Genomic DNA, 18,269 nt, shown 5'->3' with positions numbered 1-18,269 from the left:
GTGGCCCACATTCGCGAGGCGAACAGAGGCTTGGACATAGTAAATGCTAGGCGAATCGACCCAAGAGGCTCTTGGTTAATCCTCCAGACACTGGCTCGCCCGGCTCGTTCGATTCCGTGTCCGGGACCAGTCGTCCCGCCCCCTCTCCCGTTGCTTCACTGGCTGAAACCCCGTGTGGGGCCGGAAAGGCTGGTGGCGCGAATTGGATCTCAACACGGTGCTCGACGTGCGCGACGCGCGGCATCGCGAACCCTGGCGCCCGGGCGACGCCTGGCTCGGCGGGGGCACGTACCTCTTCTCCGAGCCGCAGCCCCACATCCGCCGTCTGGTCGACCTGTCCCGGATGGGCTGGCCGCCCCTGTCCTGGCAGCCCGACGGATCCCTCGACATCGCCGCCACCTGCACCATCACGGAGCTCTCCCGGTTCGCCCGGACCCTGCCGACCGCCGCGGCCCCGCTCTTCGAGCAGTGCTGCCGGGCCTTCCTCGCCAGCTTCAAGATCTGGAACATGGCCACGGTCGGCGGGAACCTCTGCAACGGCCTGCCGGCCGGCCCGATGATCTCCCTCACCGCCGCCCTCGACGGCTCCGTCCTGCTCCAGGGCCAGGACGGTGCCACGCGCCGGCTGCCTGTCACCGAGTTCATCACCGGCGCCGGCCTCAAGGTGCTGCGGGACGGGGAGCTGCTGCGTTCCGTCCGCCTGCCCGCGCGCGCCCTGGAGTGCCGTACGGCGTTCCGGCAGGCCTCGCTCTACGGGCTCGGGCGCTCCGGCTCGCTCGTCATCGGCGCCGGCGACCCCGCGGACGGCTCCCTCGCCATCACCGTCAGCGCCGCCACCACCCGCCCCTTCCGCTTCTGGTTCTCGCTGCCGCCCACCGCCGCCGAACTGCGCGCGGCGATCGACGGCACCGTCCGGCCCGACGAGTGGTTCGACGACATCCACGGACTGCCCGCATGGCGGCGTCACATGGCACTGCTCCAGGCCGAGGAGATCCGCCGCGAGCTCACCCCCGAGGAACACCGATGACGTACGAGATCGAGATCAACAAGCAGCACTTCGACACCGAGCCGCGCGCCGGCCAGTGTCTGCGCACCTATCTGCGCGAGCGCGGCTGGTTCGGCGTGAAGAAGGGCTGCGACCAGGGCGACTGCGGCGCCTGCACCGTCCACGTGGACGGGCAGCCGGTGCACAGCTGCCTGTACCCGGCCGTCCGCGCCGAGGGCCGCTCCGTCACCACCGTCGAGGGCCTCGCCAAGGAGGGCGGCGAACTCCACCCCGCCCAGCAGCAGTTCCTCGACGCCCAGGGCTTCCAGTGCGGCTTCTGCACCGCCGGCTTCCTGATGACCACCTCCGCCCTCCAGGCCGAGCAGGGCACCGCCCACGACGACGGCAAGCTGGAGGACCTGCCGCGCGCCTTCAAGGGCAACATCTGCCGCTGCACGGGCTACCGCGCCATCGAGGACGCCGTACGCGGGGTCAAGCACACCGAGAGCCCCTGCGCGGGCGAGGCGGTGGGCAGGAGCCTGGGCGCGCCCGCCGGCCCGCAGGTGGTCACCGGCACCGCCCGCTACACCTTCGACGTCGAGGTGCCGGGGCTGCTGCACATGAAGCTGCTGCGCTCCCCGCACCCGCACGCCCGCATCGTCTCCATCGACACCACCGAGGCCCTCCAGGTCCCGGGGGTGCACGCCGTGTTCACCCACCACGACGCACCCGACCACCTGTACTCCTCGGCCCGGCACGAGCACCCCACCGAGGACCCGATGGACACCCGCGTCCTGGACGACGTGGTCCGCTTCGTGGGCCAGCGGGTGGCCGCCGTGGTCGCCGACAGCGAGCAGGCCGCCGAGGAGGGCTGCCGCCGCGTGGTCGTCACCTACGAGGAACTCCCGTACGTGATCGACCCGGAGGAGGCCATGCAGCCGGGCGCCCCCGTCCTCCACCCCAAGGGCCCCGAGTCGGGGATCTTCCGCGCCGAGAACAACGTGTGCGGCGAGGTCCACAACACGATCGGCGACATGGAGCAGGGGTACGCGCAGGCCGACGTCGTCTACGAGGAGACCTTCCACACGCAGCGCGTGCAGCACGCGAGCCTGGAGACCCACGGCAGCGTCGCCTGGTTCGAGCCGAAGGAGGAGGGGGACGGCGAGCGCATCACCGTCCGCTCCTCCACCCAGGCGCCGTTCCTGACCCGGCGGGCGCTGTGCGCCCTCTACGGCCTGGGCGAGGACGAGGTCCGGGTCGTCGCGGGCCGTGTCGGCGGCGGGTTCGGCGGCAAGCAGGAGATGCTCACGGAGGACATCGTGGTCCTCGCCGCGCTGAAGCTGCGTCGCCCGGTGAAGCTGGAGTTCACCCGGGCCGAGCAGTTCTACGGCGCCACCACCCGCCACCCGTTCAAGATCACCATCAAGATCGGCGCCAAGGCCGACGGCACCCTGACCGCGCTGCGCATCCGCGTGCTCGCCAACACCGGCGCCTACGGCAACCACGGCCCGGCGGTCATGTTCCACAGCGTGGGCGAGTCCTTCGCCGTCTACAAGGCGCCGAACAAGGAGGTGGAGGCGTACTCCGTCTACACCAACGGGGTGCCGGCCGGCGCCTTCCGCGGCTACGGGCTGGGCCAGGTGCTCTTCGCGCTGGAGTCGGTGATGGACGAACTGGCCCTCAAGCTCGGCATGGACCCGCTCGAACTGCGCGAGAAGAACGTCATCGGGGCCGGCGACCACATGGTCACCCCCATCGGCCACGAGCCCGACCTCTTCATCGCCTCGTACGGGATGAAGCAGTGCATGGACGTCGTCCGCAGGGCCATCGCCGAGGACACCAGCCACGAGGACGTGCCGGAGGGCTGGCTCACCGGTACGGGCACGGCCGTCGCGATGATCGCGACCGGTCCCCCGGGCGGCCACTTCGCCGACGCGCGCGTCAGCCTGCTGCGCGACGGCACGTACGACATCGCGGTGGGCACGGCGGAGTTCGGCAACGGCACCACCACCGTCCACAAGCAGATCACCGCCGGCGCCCTGAACACCACGGTCGACCGGATCACCGTCCGCCAGTCCGACACCGACGTGGTCCGCCACGACACCGGCGCCTTCGGCTCGGCCGGCACGGTGGTGGCGGGCAAGGCCGTGATGCTGGCGGCCGACTCGCTCGCGGAGCGCCTGAAGACCTTCGCCGCCCGCCACACCGGCGTGGCCCGCCACCTGTGCACGCTGGGCGCCGAGGCCTTCGACTGCGCGGGCCGCGTCGTCACCCTCAAGGAGCTGTACGAGGCCGCGTACGACAAGGGCAAGCTGGACGAGATCGCGGCGGACGGCCACTGGAGCGGCTCCCCGCGCTCGGTCGCCTTCAACGCGCAGTGGTTCCGTCTGGCCGTCGACCCGGACACCGGCGAGATGAAGATCCTGCGCAGCGTGCACGCGGCGGACGCGGGCAAGGTCATGAACCCGATGCAGTGCCGCGGGCAGGTGGAGGGCGGCGTGGCCCAGGCACTGGGCGCGACCCTCTTCGAGACGGTACGGGTGGACGAGCGCGGGGAGGTGACCACGGCGGCGTTCCGCCGCTACCGCCTCCCGCAGTACGCGGACGTCCCGCGCACCGAGGTGCACTTCATGGAGACCTCCGACGCGATCGGCCCGCTCGGCGCCAAGTCGATGAGCGAGAGCCCCTTCAACCCGGTGGCACCGGCCTTCGCCAACGCCCTGCGCAACGCCACCGGGGTGCGGTTCACCCGGATGCCGGTGACCCGGGACGTGGTCTGGCAGAGGATGCAAGCCGAGTCCGAGTAAAGGACACACACATGCCAGCCACATAGTGAGATTCGGGTAGCAGATACGTTTTCGGAGGGAAGGGTTCTGGGCATCGCACTGCCATGGCCAAACTCATGCTGCACGGAGACCTGGACCACCCGGCGACGCTGAGCGTCGCGGATCTGCGGGCATGGGAACAGCACCGCGCGGAGGTGGTGTTCGACTGCGCCACCAACGGCCCCCAGCACCACGTCTTCGAGGGCGCGCTGTTGCGCGACGTGGTCGCGGGGGCGGGCCCGGCCTTCGCCGCGGACCGCCGCAAGGACCGGTCCCGCTTCCTGCTGGCGGTCAGCGGCGGCGACGGCCACCACAGCGTCCTGGCCTGGGCCGAGCTGGACGCGGACTTCGGCGACAGCCCGGTGCTGCTGGCGACCCGCCTCGACGGGGAGGACCTCGACGAGGCGGGGGCGCAGCTGGTGGTCCCCTCGGACCGGTGCGGGGCGCGCTACGTCAGCGCGGTCACCCACGTGTGGTTCGGCGCCCTGGCGGCGCCGGACATCTGAGGGCGGGTCAGCCGGTCGCGAGGGAGATCCCGGTCGACGTGGCCGGGGCCACGACGGGCGAGCCCGCGGCCGGGCCGCCCGCGCGCCGGACGCGCGCCGCCGGGGCCGCCTTCGCGGGATTGTCGGTGCCGTGTTCTAGCCTCGGCCCGGAAGCTCCCGCCCCGTCACCCGGAGGACCGCCCCGATGGCCTCGGCACCGCAGAAGATCACCACGTTCCTGATGTTCGAGGGCCGGGCGGAGGAGGCGCTGACCTTCTACACCTCCCTGTTCGACGACTCCGAGGTCGTCGACATCACCCGCTACGGCGCCGACGGCCCCGGCGAGGAGGGCACGGTGCTCCGCGCCACGTTCTCTCTCGCCGGACAGCGGTTCATGTGCATCGACAGCTACGTGCGGCACGAGTTCGGCTTCACCCCGGCGGTCTCCCTCTTCGTGGAGTGCGAGAGCGCCGCCGAGCTGGACCGCCTCCACGCGGCCCTCGCCGAGGGGGGCAAGGAGCTGATGCCCGTGGGCTCGTACGGCTTCAGCGCCCGCTTCGGCTGGGTGAACGACCGCTTCGGGGTGTCCTGGCAGCTGAACCTCCAGGACCTGCCGGACTGAAGAGCGCAGGGACGGCGCGTGCGAGGCCGGGGTCAGCTCACGCTCATCCCGCGCTCCGGCCACACCCCGCGCTCCGCGTGCAGGGCGTTGAGCCTGCGCGAGGCCCTCAGGAACGTGTGGTCGACCCGCGCGTCCCGGACCGTCGAGGTGCAGGACTCCTTGTCCATGGTCAGGCGTCGGACGAAGTCGTCGGGATCGGCTCCGAAGGCGTACTCCACGCGCTCCTCGGTCTCCGAGATCTTCCGGAAGTACACGATCGCGGCCATGCACCGTTCCCCTTCGCAGTCCTCGCTCCGGTCCCGCCCCGTGGCGGTGCCGCCCGGGCCGGCCATTGTCCCGCGGGTGCGGTGCCGAGCGGGCGGGCGGGTCGGGTCGCGGCGGGCAGCGTCACGGCGGCTCGGCCCGCCCGCCCGGAGCGTCAGGTGTAGCTGAGGCTGATCCGCCCGATCTCGACCGGAGGGTCCTCCTCGGCCCCGCCCGGCGCCCCCTGCGCCGCGGCCACCGCTCCGAGCGGACGGAACGTGACGCTCAGCCGGTCCTCGTCCCAGGCGCCCTCCGCCCGGAGCCTGCGCACGAGCGGGGTGATCTCGACGCTCGTCCGCAGGCCGTGCGGGTGCTCGTCGCCCCGCGGGTCCTGGGCCCGCTCGATGCCGAAGAACGACAGGTTGCCGACCCGGTGGCCCTCCGCCCGTTCGCCGGAGGCCCCTTCGGGCAGGTTCACGTAGATGCCGTAGACCCGGTCGGGGTGGGTGTCGCCCTCGATGTCCTCGACGTTGAGGTAGACGTGGCGGTCCGCCCCCTGCCCGTCGACGCCGAACGCCTCGCCCAGCGGCCCGGTGGTGCGCCGGTCGATCGGCACGGCGGCGCTCTCGGCGCGGCCGACGAGGAGCAGCGGGTGCTGCGAGGAGCCGGCCATCTCGCGGCGCCGGGGCGGGGCCGGCGGCTCCGCCGCGTTCCGGCCGCCCGCCGTCGCGGAGGGCGGCAGCGGAACCGGAGGGGAGATCGGCACGGGCGACTCGTAGGTGTAGCCCAGCCGGCCGGCCGTGTCGAGGACGTCGGAGACCGCCAGGCTCCGCCGGCTCCCGTCCGCGTCGAAGAACTCGTACTCCTGGGTGATCCAGCGCGGGTCGTCGGGGTTGCCGTGCCCGGCACGGCCCGACCACAGGAACCAGAGGCGGTCGATGTTGGCGAGGTGGAGCCAGAAGACCGGATCCAGCGCGGCCGTGGCGGTCCTGCCCATCCAGCGGCCGATGTGGCTGTGCACGGCGTTGTGCGGGGTGTCCTCCAGAGCGCCCTTGCGGTTCCAGAAGGTGCTTCCGTCCGGGGTGATGCCCCCGCCGAACTCGGCTTCGCCGACGAAGCGGGTGCGCCCCATCGCGTAGGCCGGGGAGGTGATCTCGAAGGGCAGGGGTTCACCCTCGTTGACCAGGTTGGCCCGCTCGGCGAACAGCGGGTTGGCGCCGCCCTCCGCGTCGCGGAAGGCCTGCGGGATCCGGGCCTGCCCGCGGTCGGCGCCGTAGTCCCAGAACGGCAGCGCCCAGTCGGCCGGGCCGCCCAGCCGTACGACGGTCGCGCGGACGATCCGCTCGAAGTACCAGAGGTACATGCGGTGCCAGGCGAGAAAGTACCAGGAGCCGTGCTCGCAGGCGTTCCACAGGGGCCTCGGGGGCGTGGTGTCCGTCCCGTGGACGGCCGCCTGGTAGCTCCAGCCGGTGGGGTCGTCGGGGTCACGCGCCTTCATCTCGGCCACGGCCGCCGCGTAGTGGGCGAGTGTCGGGTCGCCGGCCGGGAGGGTCCACACGTTCCTGCGCACGTGCGCCACCTGCTGAGGGCTGCCCATCACGTCCGCCTTCCATCAGGAACCGGGTGGAAACTACCGAAAAGGCATGTACCGATCGAACCGGCGCGCGGACACCGGCGCAATCCGTCGCGGTGCGCCGGGAACTGCGGACGCCCCGCGTCCGACTCCTGGCACGTGGGAGGCGGAACCGCGCCGTCCCGCACGGCCGAGGACGATCGAGAGGCGTGTGATGGGCGGACTGGACGTGCGCATGCGGGGGGTCGTCTGCCGGCACGGCCGGGTGGAGGCCGTCGCCGACGTGGACCTGGAGATCGCCGCCGGTGAGCGCGTGGCGCTGACCGGCACCAACGGCTCGGGCAAATCCACCCTCCTGCGCGCCGTCCTCGGTCTGCACCGCCAGACGGCGGGCTCGATCCTGGTCGGCGGCCGGGAGGGCCGCTCCCCAGCCGAGTGGGCGTGGCGGCGCCGGGCCTGCGCCTGGATCCCGCAGAAGCCGGCCGCCGGGCGCTTCCCGCTGCTCGGCACCGAGCTGCTGGCCGGCAGCAACGCCCCTGCGGAAGCGGCCGAGGCCGCGGACCGGCTCGGGGTGGGGTCGCTGACCGGGCGGCCCCTGCACACCCTGTCCGGGGGCCAGTTGCAGCGCATGTACCTGGCCCGGGCGATCGGATGCGTGGCCGCGGGCGCCGAACTGCTCCTGGCGGACGAGCCGACGGCCGCCCTCGACTTCGACGGGCAGGCGGAGGCCGCCGACGTCCTCACCTCGCTGCCGGTGACCCTGATCGTGGTGACGCACGACCGGACCCTGGCGGAGCGCTGCGACCGGGTACTGGAGATGGCCGCGGGCCGGCTGCGGGAGGTCCGGTGACCGCGGCCGCGCACCTGGCCACCGCCGACCTCGGCGAACTCCTGCGGCTCCTGCCCGTGCAACGGGCGGGCGTGGCACTGCTGCTGGCGGCGGTCGGGCTGCCGGTCATCGGCGTCGTCATCGTCGGGCTCGACATCATGCCGGTCCGGTTCGCGATGATGCACGTGGCCCTGCTGGGCATCGCCGTGGGCCTGCTCACCGGGCTCGACCCCATGCTGTGCGCGCTGGTGGCGTGTGCGCTCGCCGGCGCGGGCGTGGCACCGCTCGCCCGTACCCCCGACGGCCTGTCGGGGGCGATGGGGCTGCTGATGAGCCTGGCCATCGCGGCGGCGCTGCTGCTGCTGGCCGTGTCGGGGGTCAACGCCTCCGGCGCCTTCGCCCTGCTGTGGGGGTCGATCCTGTCCGTCGGCACGCCCGACCTCGTCGTCCTCGGGGTCCTCGCCGTCGCCGTCCCCGGCCTGTTCTGGTGGCGGCGGCGCGAGATCGGCCTGCTGCTGTACGACCGCGAGCTCGCCCTGTGCTCCGGCGTCCCGGTGCGGGCGCTGACGGCCGTACTCCTGGTCCTGGTCGCCGTCGCGGTCGCCGGGGCCATCAAGCTCACCGGCGCGCTGCTCGTCGACGCGCTGACGCTGCTGCCCGCGCTCGCCGCACGCCGCCTGGGCAGCTCGCTGAAGTCGATCACCCTGTGGGCGGTCGGCATCGGCGTCGCGGTGAACCTGACGGGGTTCCTGCTGGCCCTGTGGCTGGACTGGCCGCCCGGCCCGGTCCTCGTCCTGACCGCGGGGGCAGTGGTCCTCGCGGTGCATTTCATACCCGAACGGAGAATCAGCTCATGGCGCGCACCCGCGTCCGTATCCCTGCCGTCCTCGCACTGAGCGCGGCCCTCTTCCTGACCGCCGGCTGCGGGAACGACACCTCGTCCACCTCCGGCGAGGGCCAGGAGCAGCCGCGCGCCGGCAAGCCGTCCGTCGTGGTCACGACCACCTGGGAGGGTGCCTTCGCCAAGGCGGCCGGCGCCGAGGACATCAAGGTCATCGTGCCGCAGTCCGTCCACCACGCGCCCGACTACGACCCCAAGCCCTCGGACCTCGCAGCCGTGTCCAAGGCCGACTTCGTGCTGTACGCGCCCTTCGAGCCGTACGCCGCGAAGATCAAGGAGGCCGCGGGGTCCAAGGCGAAGCTCGTCGAGGTGGAGCTCGACAACGACCCCGCCAAGGTGTCCGCCGAAGTCGGCCGTCTGGCGGGGCTGTTCGGCACGGCGGAGTCCGCCGCGCAGTGGAAGACCGGCTTCGACGCCGAGTACGCGAAGCTGAACCAGGACCTGCAGGCCGCCTGGCCCGGCGGCCGCAGCCCGTCCGTCGTGACCCAGGTCTTCACCGCGTGGTCGGCGAAGCTCGCGGGCGCCACCACGGTGGGCACCTACGGTCCGGAGGCCGTGACCCCGGCGCAGCTCGCCGAACTCTCCGCGAAGAAGCCCGCGCTGGTGCTGGACAACGCGCACATGTCGACGGGAACGGTCCTGCCGGACTCCGGCGCCAAGCAGGTGAAGATCGTCAACTACCCGGGGGACGACCTCGATCTGCTGCCGGTCTACCGCAACGCGGCGGCGGAGCTGAAGAAGGCCATGGCCACCCCCTGACGCCCGGGGGTACGGGAGGGGCCCGGCGGGACGTCCGCCGGGCCCCTCCCCCGTACCGGGGCGCGGCGCGGCGGTCCGCGACAATGACCTCCGGTCCCGTGCGCCCCCTGGAGAAGTCCGTGACACCCCACCGCCCCGTGCCCGCCGCGCCGTACGCCGTGCCCGTGACGGGCGCCGACCCGTTCGGGACGCGGGTGGCGCTCGTCGACGCGGCGGGCTCGCTCGTGCGCGCGCCCGACCTCACCGCCGTCGGCCCGTTCCACCCGGACGGCGGGGGCGGCCTGGTCGCGCCCGCGGCGGACCGGGCCGGGCTGTGGGGCTACCTGGACGGCCGGGGCCGCTGGATCACAGCGCCCGGGCTGGAGTGGGCCGGGGCGTTCGACGCGGCCGGGCTCTCCCGGTTCCGCCGGGCGGGCCTGTTCGGCTACGCGGACCCGTCCGGCGCTGCGGTCGTGGCGGCCCGTTTCCTGGGGGCGGAGGAGTTCCACCACGGGCTGGCCGTGGTCCGTACCGAGGACGGCGCCGGCTACGCGGATCCCACGGGCCGGGTGGTGGCCGGCGGCTTCGACGCGGCCGGACGCTTCGGGCCGGCCGGTCTGGCACCCGTACGGCCGGTGGCCGGCGGGCCCTGCGGGTACGTGGACCGCGAAGGGCGCTCCGTGATCGCGCCCCGGTTCGACGGGGCGCGCCCGTTCGGCGCGGGCGGGGCGGCGCCGGTGCGCATCGGCGAGCTGTGGGGGCTGGTGGACACCGCGGGGGAATGGATCACCGAGCCGTGCTTCCGGCTGCTGGAGTCCTTCGACGAGAACGGGCTGGCGTACGCCGTCGGCGGCGGGCCGGGGGACTCCTTCGCCGGGTTCGTCGACCGCCGGGGCGAGCGGGTGCTCCGGCGCGAGAGCGAGATGGACGACGCGCTGTGGTGCGGCCTGCTGAAGGTCGGCAACGGCTTCGCCCGGGGGTTCGTCGATCCGGCCGGACGGCAGGTGATCGAGCCGCACTACGCCTGGGTGGAACGTTTCTCCCCTTGCGGGGCGGCCGTCGCCTGTGTGGACGACGGGACACCCCGGTGGGGGGTGCTGCGCACGGACGGCTCGTTCGCCCCGTCCGCGCACCGCGAGCCGCTGACCGACCGCGAGGGGTGGGTCGTCGGCTTCGACGACGTCACCGGGCTCGCGGCGTTCGTCTCCGGTGACGGCGCGGTCGTCCACGTCGACGCCGGCGGCCGGGACGTGTGCCGCGTCGAGGCCTCCGGCGACGGGGCGTCCGTCACCCTGCGGGACGCGGCCGGCCGGATCCTGTGGGAGGGGACGGAGCGGCCGGGGACCTTCGAGCGGGCGTGGCCGGAGCTGCTCTGCGACCCCGGCCGGTACACGGCCGGCTCCCCCGTGTGGGACGGGGACGCGGCGGCCGTCGCCGCCGGGCTCCTGGAGCGCGCGCCGCGGCCCTTCCACCCCGGCTCCACGGACCCCTACGACCTCGACGGGCTGGACGAGGACGACGAGGAGGACCTGTGCCACGGCGCGGTGCACGTGGTCGCGAGCGTCTTCCTGGAGGCGGAGGCGCTGGCCGAGTACCCCTTCCTCCAGGACTGGACGGACGCGCGCTTCGCGGAGATCCACGACACCGTCGCCGAGCGCCTGCGCGCCGCGTACGGCCCGCCGCTGCCGGCCGAGCGGTCCGTGTTCCTGCGTCTGGGCGACGGCGAACGGTCCGTCACCTGGCAGGTGGGCGGCCGCCTGCTGGTCCTCCAGGAGTGGGCGGTCCTCGGCGACGGCGACCTGGAGATCGAGATCTGGCTGGCCGCCGTCGACGCCTGACCCGCCCCGGCAGGCGCCCGGGTCACCACCGGGGCACGAGCACGGCGGCGCCGAAGTCGCCCCGGGCCAGGTCCTCCTCGCGGATCAGCCACACGAGGGCCCCGCGGCGGCGGCCGGCCGGGGCGCCGTCGCCGGGGCGGCCCGGCATGCCCGCGGCGCTCTCCTGGTGGAACTGCGCCAGCAGGACCCACTCCCGTGCCCGGAGGATGTCGCGCGCGGTCGCCGCCGACGGGTCCGTCACCGCCGCGTCCGCCCCCAGGACCTGGTACTCGGCCGTGCCCGGGGCCACCGCGTAGCCGCCCACGCGGTGCTCGAAGCGGTGCCCGTACTCGGCGAGTTCGTCGAGGAAGGACTGGTCGTTGACCGGGTGGTCGTAGAAGTCCTGCGGCGTGTGGAGGCCGAACGCCTCGCGCACCCGGGGGTGGTCGGGGAACGGGGCGGTGAACTCGGGCCGTGCGACCAGCCGCACGGCAGGGAACACCTCCGCTCCGGGCGGCGCCGGGCGCACGCCGCAGGCGGCCCCCGCGGGCACCCGCAGGACCCGGCCCCGGGCCCGGTGGACGGACGCGAAGAACGCGAGCGAGTCCTCGGCGGGAAGGCCGAGGTCGAGCGCGTCGGCCGGGAGCGCCGCACAGTCCACCGCCGCCACGAAGGAGAGCGGGGCGCCGTCGGGGCCGCTCGGCCAGTCGGTCCCCTCCGGGAGCCGGGGCAGCCCGCCCAGGCGGGCCGCCGTCGGCAGCTCGGCGGCGTCCCACTCCTCGTCCGCGACGGCGAGCCGTACGCCGGGCCGCAGCAGCGCGGCCCAGCGTTCGGCGTCCCCGGCGCCGAGGTGGCGGCGGCCGATGTCGCGCAGTGCCCGCTCCTGCGCCCGTACGTGTGCCCGGTCCTCGTGGTCCATGCGGCGATCATGCCGTCCGGGTCGGACAGCGGACCCCCTACACCAGGGCGCTGCTCTCGGTCAGGCGCCGGCGCAGGGCCGCGCGGTCCGGTTTCCCGGCCGCGGTCAGCGGCAGTTCCGCGACGACGAGGAGCTGCTCGGGGTGCTTGCGCCGCTCCAGGCCGCGCCCCGTCAGGTGTTCGCCCAGGGAGGCGAGGGTGGGGGCCTGTGCCCCCCGGGCCACGACGCAGGCGGCGAGCCGCTCCCCCATCAGCGGGTCGGGGACTCCGACGCAGGCCACGTCGCGGACCTGGGGGTGGGCGGTGAGTTCCCGCTCCACCTCGGCCGGGCTGATGTTGGCTCCGCCGCGGATGACGATGTCCTTGAGGCGTCCGACGACGTGCAGGACGCTCTCGGCGTCGAGGTAGCCGAGGTCGCCCGTGCGGACCCAGCCGTCGGGCGTGCGGTAGCGGGCGTCCAGCTCGGGGGCGCCGACGTAGCACAGCGGGGTCATCGGGCCGCGCGAGATGATCTCGCCGACGGCGCCGTCGGGGAGCGGCTGGTGCGTGTCGGGGTCGGCGATGCGGATCTCGGCGACCCGCGGGTCGGGGTGGCCCACGACGACTCCGGAGCCGTCGGTGGGCGGCACCGTACTGCCCAGGCCCGTATGGCAGTTGACCCCGTCGGCGGAGCCGTAGAGGTTGACGACGGAGCAGCCGAAGGCCTGCGCCGCAGCGGCCGCCGTGGTCTCGTCGAGCGGCGCCCCGCCGAGGACGACGGCGGTGGGCGACGGCAGCTCCTCGCCCGTCTCGTCGAGGCGTTCGAGCATCATGCGGACCATGGTGGGCACGCCGAGGACGTGCGTCGGCCGGTGTTCGCGCACCGCCGCCAGCGCGGCGTCCGCGGTGAAGTGGTCGAGCAGTACGAGGGTGCCGCCGTGCCGGGCGAGGGTGACCGCGGTGCCGTTGGACCCGAAGGCGGAGGCCAGCGGGACGAGGAAGAGGCAGCGCGGCGGGGTTCCGTCGGGGATGAGGGAGGCCAGGAAGTTGCCGCGGCCGCCGGCCAGCGCGTTGTGCGAGTACGCGATCATCTTGGGCTCCGCCTCGGAGCCGGAGGAGACGAGGATGCGCGCGGCGCTGTCGGGGTCGGGGCGGGCGGGCACGAACCCGGCGGGGTCGCGGCGCAGCAGCTCCGCCAGCGGAATCGTTCCGCCGGGGACGGTGTCCGGCCGACCGGCGGCGATGACGTGCCGCAGCCGCGGCAGCGCCCCGGCCAGGGTGCGCAGATCGGCCGCGTGCCGGAACGCGCGGTGCTCGGTCGCGGCGATGACGGCGACGGCCTCGGACCGGCGCAGCAGGCACTCGGCCTCCAGGACGCCCCGGCCGACGGGGAAGGGCAGCGAGACCGCGCCGAGGGCGGCCAGCGCCAGGTCGGCGATGACGGCGTTCCGGCCGTCGGGCAGCTGGACGCCGACCACGTCGCCCGGGCCGATCCCGAGTTCCCGCAGGCCGGTGGCCAGACATCGGACCTTGCGGTCGAGGGCGGTGTAGCAGAGCTTGCCCTTGGCGTCGATGACGGCGGTGCGGTGCAGGTCGGCGATCTGGCGGGCGCGGAAGAGGCTGTAGAGGTCGAGGTCGGGGCAGGTGCCGTCGACCACCCAGGAGCGGCGGAGTTCGGCGGGCAGCAGGTCACGCAGTACGAGCCTGTCGGCGGTCATACGAAGCTCCAGGGGTCGGGGACTGCGGGGGCGCCGTGCGCGTCGCGGCCGATCGAGCCGGCGAAGCGCGGGTCGTGGTGCAGGTCGGACAGTTCGGTGGTGACGGCGGCGGCGGCCAGGCCGTGCGCGCGCAGCCGGGACAGGGCCTCGCCCGTGGGCAGGCCGCGCAGGTCGTGGCCGGCCGCGGCGCGGGCATCGGCGTCGGCGGGGGCGATCCAGCCGTCGGCCGTGGCCAGCGGGTGGCGGAATCCGGCCGGGCGGCGGGGGTTCGCCCCGCGGGCCGCCCGGCGCAGGGCGGGGCCGGTGAGGGTGTCGGCCGCCCCGAGCAGGGAGGAGTCGACCCGTACGCCGCGGCCGGTGCGTTCGCGCAGCAGCAGCCCGGCGAGGACGGCCTCGGCGCCGAGCAGTCCGCCGAGGACGTCGAGGAGGGTCATCAGCGAGGGCGCGGGGATCTCGCCCTCGGGCCGGGCGGCCTCGCCGACCCCCGTACGGGCCTGGACCATGAAGTCCGTTCCCATGGGGGCGCCGTCGAGCCGGCCGGCCCAGCCGCTGGTGTACGCGTGGACGAGCGCGGGGTTGACCCGTGCGAGGTCGTCGGCGTCGAGGCCGAGGGCGGCGGCCTTGCCCGGCGCCCAGTTGTGCAGGAAGACGTCGGCGTGCGCCGCCATCTCCCGCAGCCGGTCTCGGTCCGCCTCCGCCTTGATGTCGACCTCGACGGCCCGCTTGCCGCGGTTGAGGGCGAGCCAGCGGGCGGAGATCCCCGAACAGGCGGGGGGCATGCCGCGCAGCGGGTCGCCGCCGGGCGGTTCGATGCGGATCACGTCGGCGCCGAGCAGCCCGAGCAGGTGTGCGGCGAGCGGCGCCTGGATGCGGCGGCCGGCTTCCAGCACGGTCAGCCCGGCGAGCGGCCGGGCGGCCGTCGGGAGGGGCGTGCGCCCCGGTCCCGGTGCCCCGGGCGCCGCCCGGCCCGGCGCCGGGGTGAGGAACCAGGGTGCGGCGCCGTCGTGTTCCGCGGCCCGGTCCGCGAGGGAGCGCAGCGCGCACACCTCGGCGCCGGAGACGGCCGCGGCCCGGCGGATCCGGTCCCAGTCGTGGGACCGCGCGGTGGCGTGGAGGGCTGCCGGGAGGGGCGCGCAGGCGGTGGCGTAGCGGAACTGGAAGGGCCGCCAGCCGGTCCGGAGGGCTTCCCCGGGTGCCTCCAGCGCCTTCCAGAAGGCCGCCCAGGCGCCCGGGTCGAGCGTCTCCAGTTCGAAGAGGATGCCGTCGGCGGAGGTGAACGGCGGTCCGCCGGGGGCGATGTCGGCCGCCTCGCCCTCGTCGGCACCGGCCGCCGCCAGGTACTGGGAGACGGCGAGCAGTCCGGCCCGGTCCGCGCCGGTGGTGACCCGGGCGGCGGCGCCGCCGCGGGCCTGGCCCACCAGGTTCGCGAGCAGGCCCTGCACCGTCAGGACGGCGGTGGCCGTGGCCGCGTAGTCGACGGCCAGGCCGCGCGGGGTGCCGTCGCGCCGCCCGTGCACGGCCATCATGCCGGTGGCGGCCTGCACGGTGGCCTCGTCGACGAGCCCGCTCGCGGGGTCCGCCCAGCCGGCGGTGGCGTGCGCCGGTTCGAAGCCGCCGCCGGTGAGCGTGGTGCCGGCGGCGGGCGCCTGCCCGTGACCGGCCGGGCCGCCGCGGTCCGTCCGCGCGCCGAGCAGCCGCAGGTGATCGGCGACGACGCCGGTGATCTGCGGCGGCCCCGAGGTGTCGAAGCGCAGTGTGTCGAGCGGCCGGACCGTCCGCGTGGTTGCCGGTGACGCCATGCCTCTCCTCTCCTGGCCGCGGCGGTGGCCGCGGCCCGGGTCTTGCGGGATGCGGGAACCCGGGAGCGTCCGCGCCCGACCAGTTCCACGAACAGACAGTCGGTCGGTCGTTCGTGCGAGTTCCCGCGAGTTCGCGCCGGTCCGCCGAAACCTTCCGGCAGTTCGCACGCGTCCCGGAAGTTCCCGGGCAGGAGGAGGCACACAGTGGAAGATCCCCGTACGGACGGATCCGCCGGACCGGCTCGACGGGAGGAGCCGGAAGCGGCCGCAGCGGCGCAACGGGTCGCCCGGGTCTCCCGGTTCGTCCGCAAGCGGGTCTTCCCCCGGGAGTCCGTGCTGGACGGGGGTGGCCCCGGGGCCGCCGAGGCGCTGGCCGACCTGCGCGCCGAGGCCCGGGCCGAGGGATTGTGGGCACTGCCGCTCCCTGCCGAACTGGGCGGCGGCGGACTGTCCTTCGGTGCCTACGCCGAGCTCGCCGAGGCCGAGGGGGCCAGTGACCACGGTCCCGCCGCGCTGGGGTCCGCCCCGCTGCTCGACGTGACGATGCTGGCGCGGTACGGGCGGCCCGAGGTGCGCGAGGCGTACCTGGAGCGGCTGGTCGCCGGGGAGGTGCGCACCTGCTACGCGATGACCGAGCCGGGGGTGCCCGGCACCGATCCGTCGCGGACCGCCACCCGCGCCGAACGGCAGCCGGACGGGGGCTGGCTGGTCACCGGCCGCAAGTGGTTCACCTCGGGCGCCGCCGGCGCCGACCTGGTGACCGTCCTGGCCCGGACCTCCGGGGCCGCCGGGGACCGCGAGGGGCTGTCGCTGCTGCTCGTCCCCACCGGCTCCGCCGGCTTCCGCGTGGTGCGCGAACTCCCCGTGCTGGGCGCCCCGGGCCAGTACGAGATCGCCCTCGACGGGGTGCGGGTGCCGGCCTGCCACCTTGTCGGGGAGCCCGGCGAGGCACTGGCGATCGCCGGCGAGCGGCTCCGGCTCGGCCGTACGCTGCGCTGCCTGCGCTGGCTCGGCCAGGCACAGCGGGCCTTCGACCTGATGTGCGAGCGGGCCGCCACGCACGACGGGTCCCGCGGGCCGCTCGCCGACCAGCAGCTGGTGCAGGCCCATGTCTTCGACGCCCTGCTGGCGCTGCGCACCACCCGCCCCCTGGTCCGGGAGGCGGCGGCGCTCATCGCCGCGGGACGGGACGCGCGCACGGAGGTGGGGCTGGCCAAGGTCGCCGCCGCCCGGATGCTCCAGCAGGTCACCGACTCCGCCATCCAGCTCCACGGCGCCGCCGGCCTCGGCCCGGACAGCCCGCTCCCGGCCCTCTTCCGCACCGGCCGGGCCGCCCGGATCCTCGACGGCCCGGACGAGCTCCACATCACCTCGGTCGCCCGGCGGGTGCTGCGCGCCCACGGCCGCACCGGCCGGGCCGTCGCCTGCGGATCCGGGGACCCGGCGGGGTGAGCGGTCAGCAGCGGGGGATGCCGGGCGCCGGATCGGCGCCAACGTTCACGTTGCCTCCCCACACCCATGCGTTGCTGTAGGGGTAGCCGGTGACGGTGCCGCGGTACCAGATGCGGGTGGTGTACCCGCCCGCGGTGGTCTCGTCGCCCTCCAGCCAGCAGTCCATGTTCGCGGGCGTCACCTTCGTCGTGGTCCCGTAGAGGCGGGCCACCAGGAAGGGGCCGCTGCGCACGTTGCTGCCCGCCTGCACCGTCGTCGCGTGGCCGCTGATGGCGGACGGCGCGGCCCCGGCCGGGCCGGCGGCAGCGAGCAGGGAGACGGCCGTGCCGAGCACGAGCCCGGCGGCCGCGGTGGACATGCTTCGCCTCGTCATGAGGTGCTCCTCGGTTCGGTCGGGTGCGGCATCAGCAGACGGGTATGCCCGGGGCCGGGTCGGCGCCGACGTTCACGTTGCCGCCCCACATCCACACGTTGCTGTAGATGTGGCCGATGTCGTAGTCGATGACGGTGCCGAAGTACCAGACGTCCGTGGTGTATCCGCCCGCGGTGACGCGCTGGCCCCGGGTGTGGCACGCGATGCCGGCCTCGGTCACCTTCGTCGTGGTGCCCCAGATCCGGCTGTTGGTCCTGGGGGCGTCGCGCAGATTGCTGTGGGCCTGCACGGTCGTCGCGTGACCGTCGGTGCGGGACGGTGCGGCCTGCGCGGTCCCTGCGGCGGTGCCGAGCAGGGCGAGGGCCGCGCCGAGCGCCAGCCCCGCCGCCGCCGGCCCGGTGGATCGATTCGCCATGGTGGTCCCCTGTGTCGTGAGCGTTCGCGTTCGGTACGGGGACGGCCGGGACGGTGCGTCCGTATGACCGTGCCGCGGCCGTCTTTCGCGGGTGCTTCCCGTCAGAACGTGCAGTCGTCGACGTGGGCCAGGTGCTCGTCCCCGGTGATGTAGACGTTGTTCACCCAGCCCCAATATCCGCTCGGCGCCTTCAGGTACGTCCACCACCGGCTGCTGTAGCCCGAGTCGCTGATGACCTCGCCCTGCTTCTGGCAGTAGGCGGTCACGGTGGTGCGGGACAGCGTTGCCACGACGTGGCAGTTCTGCCGGGAGGGGTAGGTCTTGCACGTCTCGAAGGGGACTCCCGAGTCGGCGTTGCGGACGTTGACTCCGGTCGCCCACACGTGGACCTCCGTGAAGCCCATCGCCGAGGCCCCTGCCGCGGCGGGCCGCACGGCCGCCGCCGACTGCCCGGTCGCCGACGCGGTCGCGGGACCGGCCAGCGCCGCGGCGGTGACGAGGACGGCCGTGGCCAGTGCCCGGCGTATGCGTGGTGACGTGTGCGCCATGGTGGAAGCCTCTTCCGACAGTGGTACGGGGCGGCGGGCGCCGCGCCGT

Annotated in this window: 17 protein-coding genes; 9 read left to right on the top strand and 8 right to left on the bottom strand. The window is 74.5% G+C overall.

Annotated features, from left to right (window positions below; genetic code table 11):
• Positions 1–202: 202 nt before the first annotated feature.
• The 4 genes from AB0O53_RS00295 to AB0O53_RS00280 all read left to right on the top strand — a co-directional run bounded on the left by AB0O53_RS00295 (position 203) and on the right by AB0O53_RS00280 (position 4,917).
• Positions 203–1,027, top strand: coding sequence for an FAD binding domain-containing protein (locus AB0O53_RS00295; RefSeq protein ID WP_350991814.1), 825 nt, complete (start codon positions 203–205; stop codon positions 1,025–1,027).
• Positions 1,024–3,792, top strand: a complete 2,769-nt coding sequence (locus tag AB0O53_RS00290; protein ID WP_350991813.1) for a molybdopterin-dependent oxidoreductase — start codon at positions 1,024–1,026, stop codon at positions 3,790–3,792. Before AB0O53_RS00295 ends, AB0O53_RS00290 begins: the two co-directional genes overlap by 4 nt.
• An 83-nt stretch (positions 3,793–3,875) precedes the next feature.
• On the top strand, positions 3,876–4,316 hold the full coding sequence (locus AB0O53_RS00285) for a molybdopterin-dependent oxidoreductase (protein WP_350991812.1): 441 nt from the start codon (positions 3,876–3,878) through the stop codon (positions 4,314–4,316).
• Between the two features lie 184 nt (positions 4,317–4,500).
• Positions 4,501–4,917, top strand: a complete 417-nt coding sequence (locus tag AB0O53_RS00280) for a VOC family protein (protein ID WP_350991810.1) — start codon at positions 4,501–4,503, stop codon at positions 4,915–4,917.
• Positions 4,918–4,949: 32 nt separating this feature from the next.
• Here AB0O53_RS00280 and AB0O53_RS00275 read toward each other — a convergent pair whose 3' ends face one another.
• Positions 4,950–5,183 carry a hypothetical protein gene (locus AB0O53_RS00275; protein WP_365192352.1) on the bottom strand — a complete coding sequence of 78 codons (234 nt, stop codon included), beginning with the start codon at positions 5,181–5,183 and terminating at the stop codon, positions 4,950–4,952.
• A 152-nt stretch (positions 5,184–5,335) separates the two neighbouring features.
• Positions 5,336–6,757, bottom strand: coding sequence for a tyrosinase family protein (locus AB0O53_RS00270; RefSeq protein ID WP_350991806.1), 1,422 nt, complete (start codon positions 6,755–6,757; stop codon positions 5,336–5,338).
• 190 nt (positions 6,758–6,947) lie between these two features.
• Between AB0O53_RS00270 and AB0O53_RS00265 the strand changes: the two genes are divergently transcribed.
• The 4 genes from AB0O53_RS00265 to AB0O53_RS00250 all read left to right on the top strand — a co-directional run bounded on the left by AB0O53_RS00265 (position 6,948) and on the right by AB0O53_RS00250 (position 11,039).
• Positions 6,948–7,583: a metal ABC transporter ATP-binding protein gene (locus tag AB0O53_RS00265; RefSeq protein WP_350991804.1), complete on the top strand. Its 636-nt coding sequence runs from the start codon at positions 6,948–6,950 to the stop codon at positions 7,581–7,583.
• The gene (locus tag AB0O53_RS00260) at positions 7,580–8,458 is read left to right on the top strand and encodes a metal ABC transporter permease (RefSeq protein WP_365192350.1); all 879 of its coding nucleotides are present in this window, start codon (positions 7,580–7,582) and stop codon (positions 8,456–8,458) included. The genes AB0O53_RS00265 and AB0O53_RS00260 overlap by 4 nt, the downstream gene beginning before the upstream one ends.
• Entirely contained in the window at positions 8,416–9,222 is an 807-nt protein-coding gene (locus AB0O53_RS00255; RefSeq protein ID WP_365192348.1) for a metal ABC transporter solute-binding protein, Zn/Mn family, read from the top strand. The genes AB0O53_RS00260 and AB0O53_RS00255 overlap by 43 nt, the downstream gene beginning before the upstream one ends.
• 119 nt (positions 9,223–9,341) lie before the next feature.
• Entirely contained in the window at positions 9,342–11,039 is a 1,698-nt protein-coding gene (locus AB0O53_RS00250; protein ID WP_350991798.1) for a WG repeat-containing protein, read from the top strand.
• Between the two features lie 22 nt (positions 11,040–11,061).
• Here the strand turns inward: AB0O53_RS00250 and AB0O53_RS00245 are convergent, their stop codons facing one another.
• From AB0O53_RS00245 to AB0O53_RS00235, 3 genes are read right to left on the bottom strand one after another with little or no spacing between them, the layout of a single operon-like run.
• On the bottom strand, positions 11,062–11,937 hold the full coding sequence (locus tag AB0O53_RS00245; protein ID WP_365192345.1) for a DUF1963 domain-containing protein: 876 nt from the start codon (positions 11,935–11,937) through the stop codon (positions 11,062–11,064).
• 37 nt (positions 11,938–11,974) lie between these two features.
• Entirely contained in the window at positions 11,975–13,633 is a 1,659-nt protein-coding gene (locus AB0O53_RS00240; RefSeq protein ID WP_365192343.1) for an AMP-binding protein, read from the bottom strand.
• A complete protein-coding gene (locus AB0O53_RS00235) occupies positions 13,630–15,432 on the bottom strand; it encodes a CoA transferase (RefSeq protein ID WP_350991792.1) in 1,803 nt (600 codons plus the stop codon). Before AB0O53_RS00235 ends, AB0O53_RS00240 begins: the two co-directional genes overlap by 4 nt.
• 204 nt (positions 15,433–15,636) lie before the next feature.
• Between AB0O53_RS00235 and AB0O53_RS00230 the strand changes: the two genes are divergently transcribed.
• On the top strand, positions 15,637–16,884 hold the full coding sequence (locus AB0O53_RS00230) for an acyl-CoA dehydrogenase family protein (RefSeq protein WP_365192341.1): 1,248 nt from the start codon (positions 15,637–15,639) through the stop codon (positions 16,882–16,884).
• Positions 16,885–16,888: 4 nt separating this feature from the next.
• Here AB0O53_RS00230 and AB0O53_RS00225 read toward each other — a convergent pair whose 3' ends face one another.
• The 3 genes from AB0O53_RS00225 to AB0O53_RS00215 all read right to left on the bottom strand — a co-directional run bounded on the left by AB0O53_RS00225 (position 16,889) and on the right by AB0O53_RS00215 (position 18,220).
• A complete protein-coding gene (locus AB0O53_RS00225) occupies positions 16,889–17,257 on the bottom strand; it encodes a hypothetical protein (protein ID WP_350991790.1) in 369 nt (122 codons plus the stop codon).
• A 31-nt stretch (positions 17,258–17,288) separates the two neighbouring features.
• Entirely contained in the window at positions 17,289–17,672 is a 384-nt protein-coding gene (locus AB0O53_RS00220) for a hypothetical protein (protein WP_350991789.1), read from the bottom strand.
• A 101-nt stretch (positions 17,673–17,773) separates the two neighbouring features.
• Positions 17,774–18,220 carry a hypothetical protein gene (locus AB0O53_RS00215; protein ID WP_350991787.1) on the bottom strand — a complete coding sequence of 149 codons (447 nt, stop codon included), beginning with the start codon at positions 18,218–18,220 and terminating at the stop codon, positions 17,774–17,776.
• Positions 18,221–18,269: the final 49 nt, after the last annotated feature.

It is taken from the genome of Streptomyces erythrochromogenes, from assembly GCF_040684695.1.
Classification (GTDB): Bacteria; Actinomycetota; Actinomycetes; order Streptomycetales; family Streptomycetaceae; genus Streptomyces; species Streptomyces erythrochromogenes_C.
Note: the sequence above shows the minus strand (reverse complement) of the source record. Positions and strands in the feature narration are given on the sequence as shown.

Excerpts from the sequence above, each read along its gene's own strand:
- AB0O53_RS00290 (WP_350991813.1), top strand. The coding sequence starts at position 1,024 with ATGACGTACGAGATCGAGATCAACAAGCAGCACTTCGACACCGAGCCG.
- AB0O53_RS00285 (WP_350991812.1), top strand. The coding sequence starts at position 3,876 with ATGGCCAAACTCATGCTGCACGGAGACCTGGACCACCCGGCGACGCTG.
- AB0O53_RS00280 (WP_350991810.1), top strand. The coding sequence starts at position 4,501 with ATGGCCTCGGCACCGCAGAAGATCACCACGTTCCTGATGTTCGAGGGC.
- AB0O53_RS00275 (WP_365192352.1), bottom strand. The coding sequence starts at position 5,183 with ATGGCCGCGATCGTGTACTTCCGGAAGATCTCGGAGACCGAGGAGCGC.
- AB0O53_RS00270 (WP_350991806.1), bottom strand. The coding sequence starts at position 6,757 with ATGGGCAGCCCTCAGCAGGTGGCGCACGTGCGCAGGAACGTGTGGACC.
- AB0O53_RS00265 (WP_350991804.1), top strand. The coding sequence starts at position 6,948 with ATGGGCGGACTGGACGTGCGCATGCGGGGGGTCGTCTGCCGGCACGGC.
- AB0O53_RS00255 (WP_365192348.1), top strand. The coding sequence starts at position 8,416 with ATGGCGCGCACCCGCGTCCGTATCCCTGCCGTCCTCGCACTGAGCGCG.
- AB0O53_RS00245 (WP_365192345.1), bottom strand. The coding sequence starts at position 11,937 with ATGGACCACGAGGACCGGGCACACGTACGGGCGCAGGAGCGGGCACTG.
- AB0O53_RS00240 (WP_365192343.1), bottom strand. The coding sequence starts at position 13,633 with ATGACCGCCGACAGGCTCGTACTGCGTGACCTGCTGCCCGCCGAACTC.
- AB0O53_RS00235 (WP_350991792.1), bottom strand. The coding sequence starts at position 15,432 with ATGGCGTCACCGGCAACCACGCGGACGGTCCGGCCGCTCGACACACTG.
- AB0O53_RS00225 (WP_350991790.1), bottom strand. The coding sequence starts at position 17,257 with ATGACGAGGCGAAGCATGTCCACCGCGGCCGCCGGGCTCGTGCTCGGC.
- AB0O53_RS00220 (WP_350991789.1), bottom strand. The coding sequence starts at position 17,672 with ATGGCGAATCGATCCACCGGGCCGGCGGCGGCGGGGCTGGCGCTCGGC.
- AB0O53_RS00215 (WP_350991787.1), bottom strand. The coding sequence starts at position 18,220 with ATGGCGCACACGTCACCACGCATACGCCGGGCACTGGCCACGGCCGTC.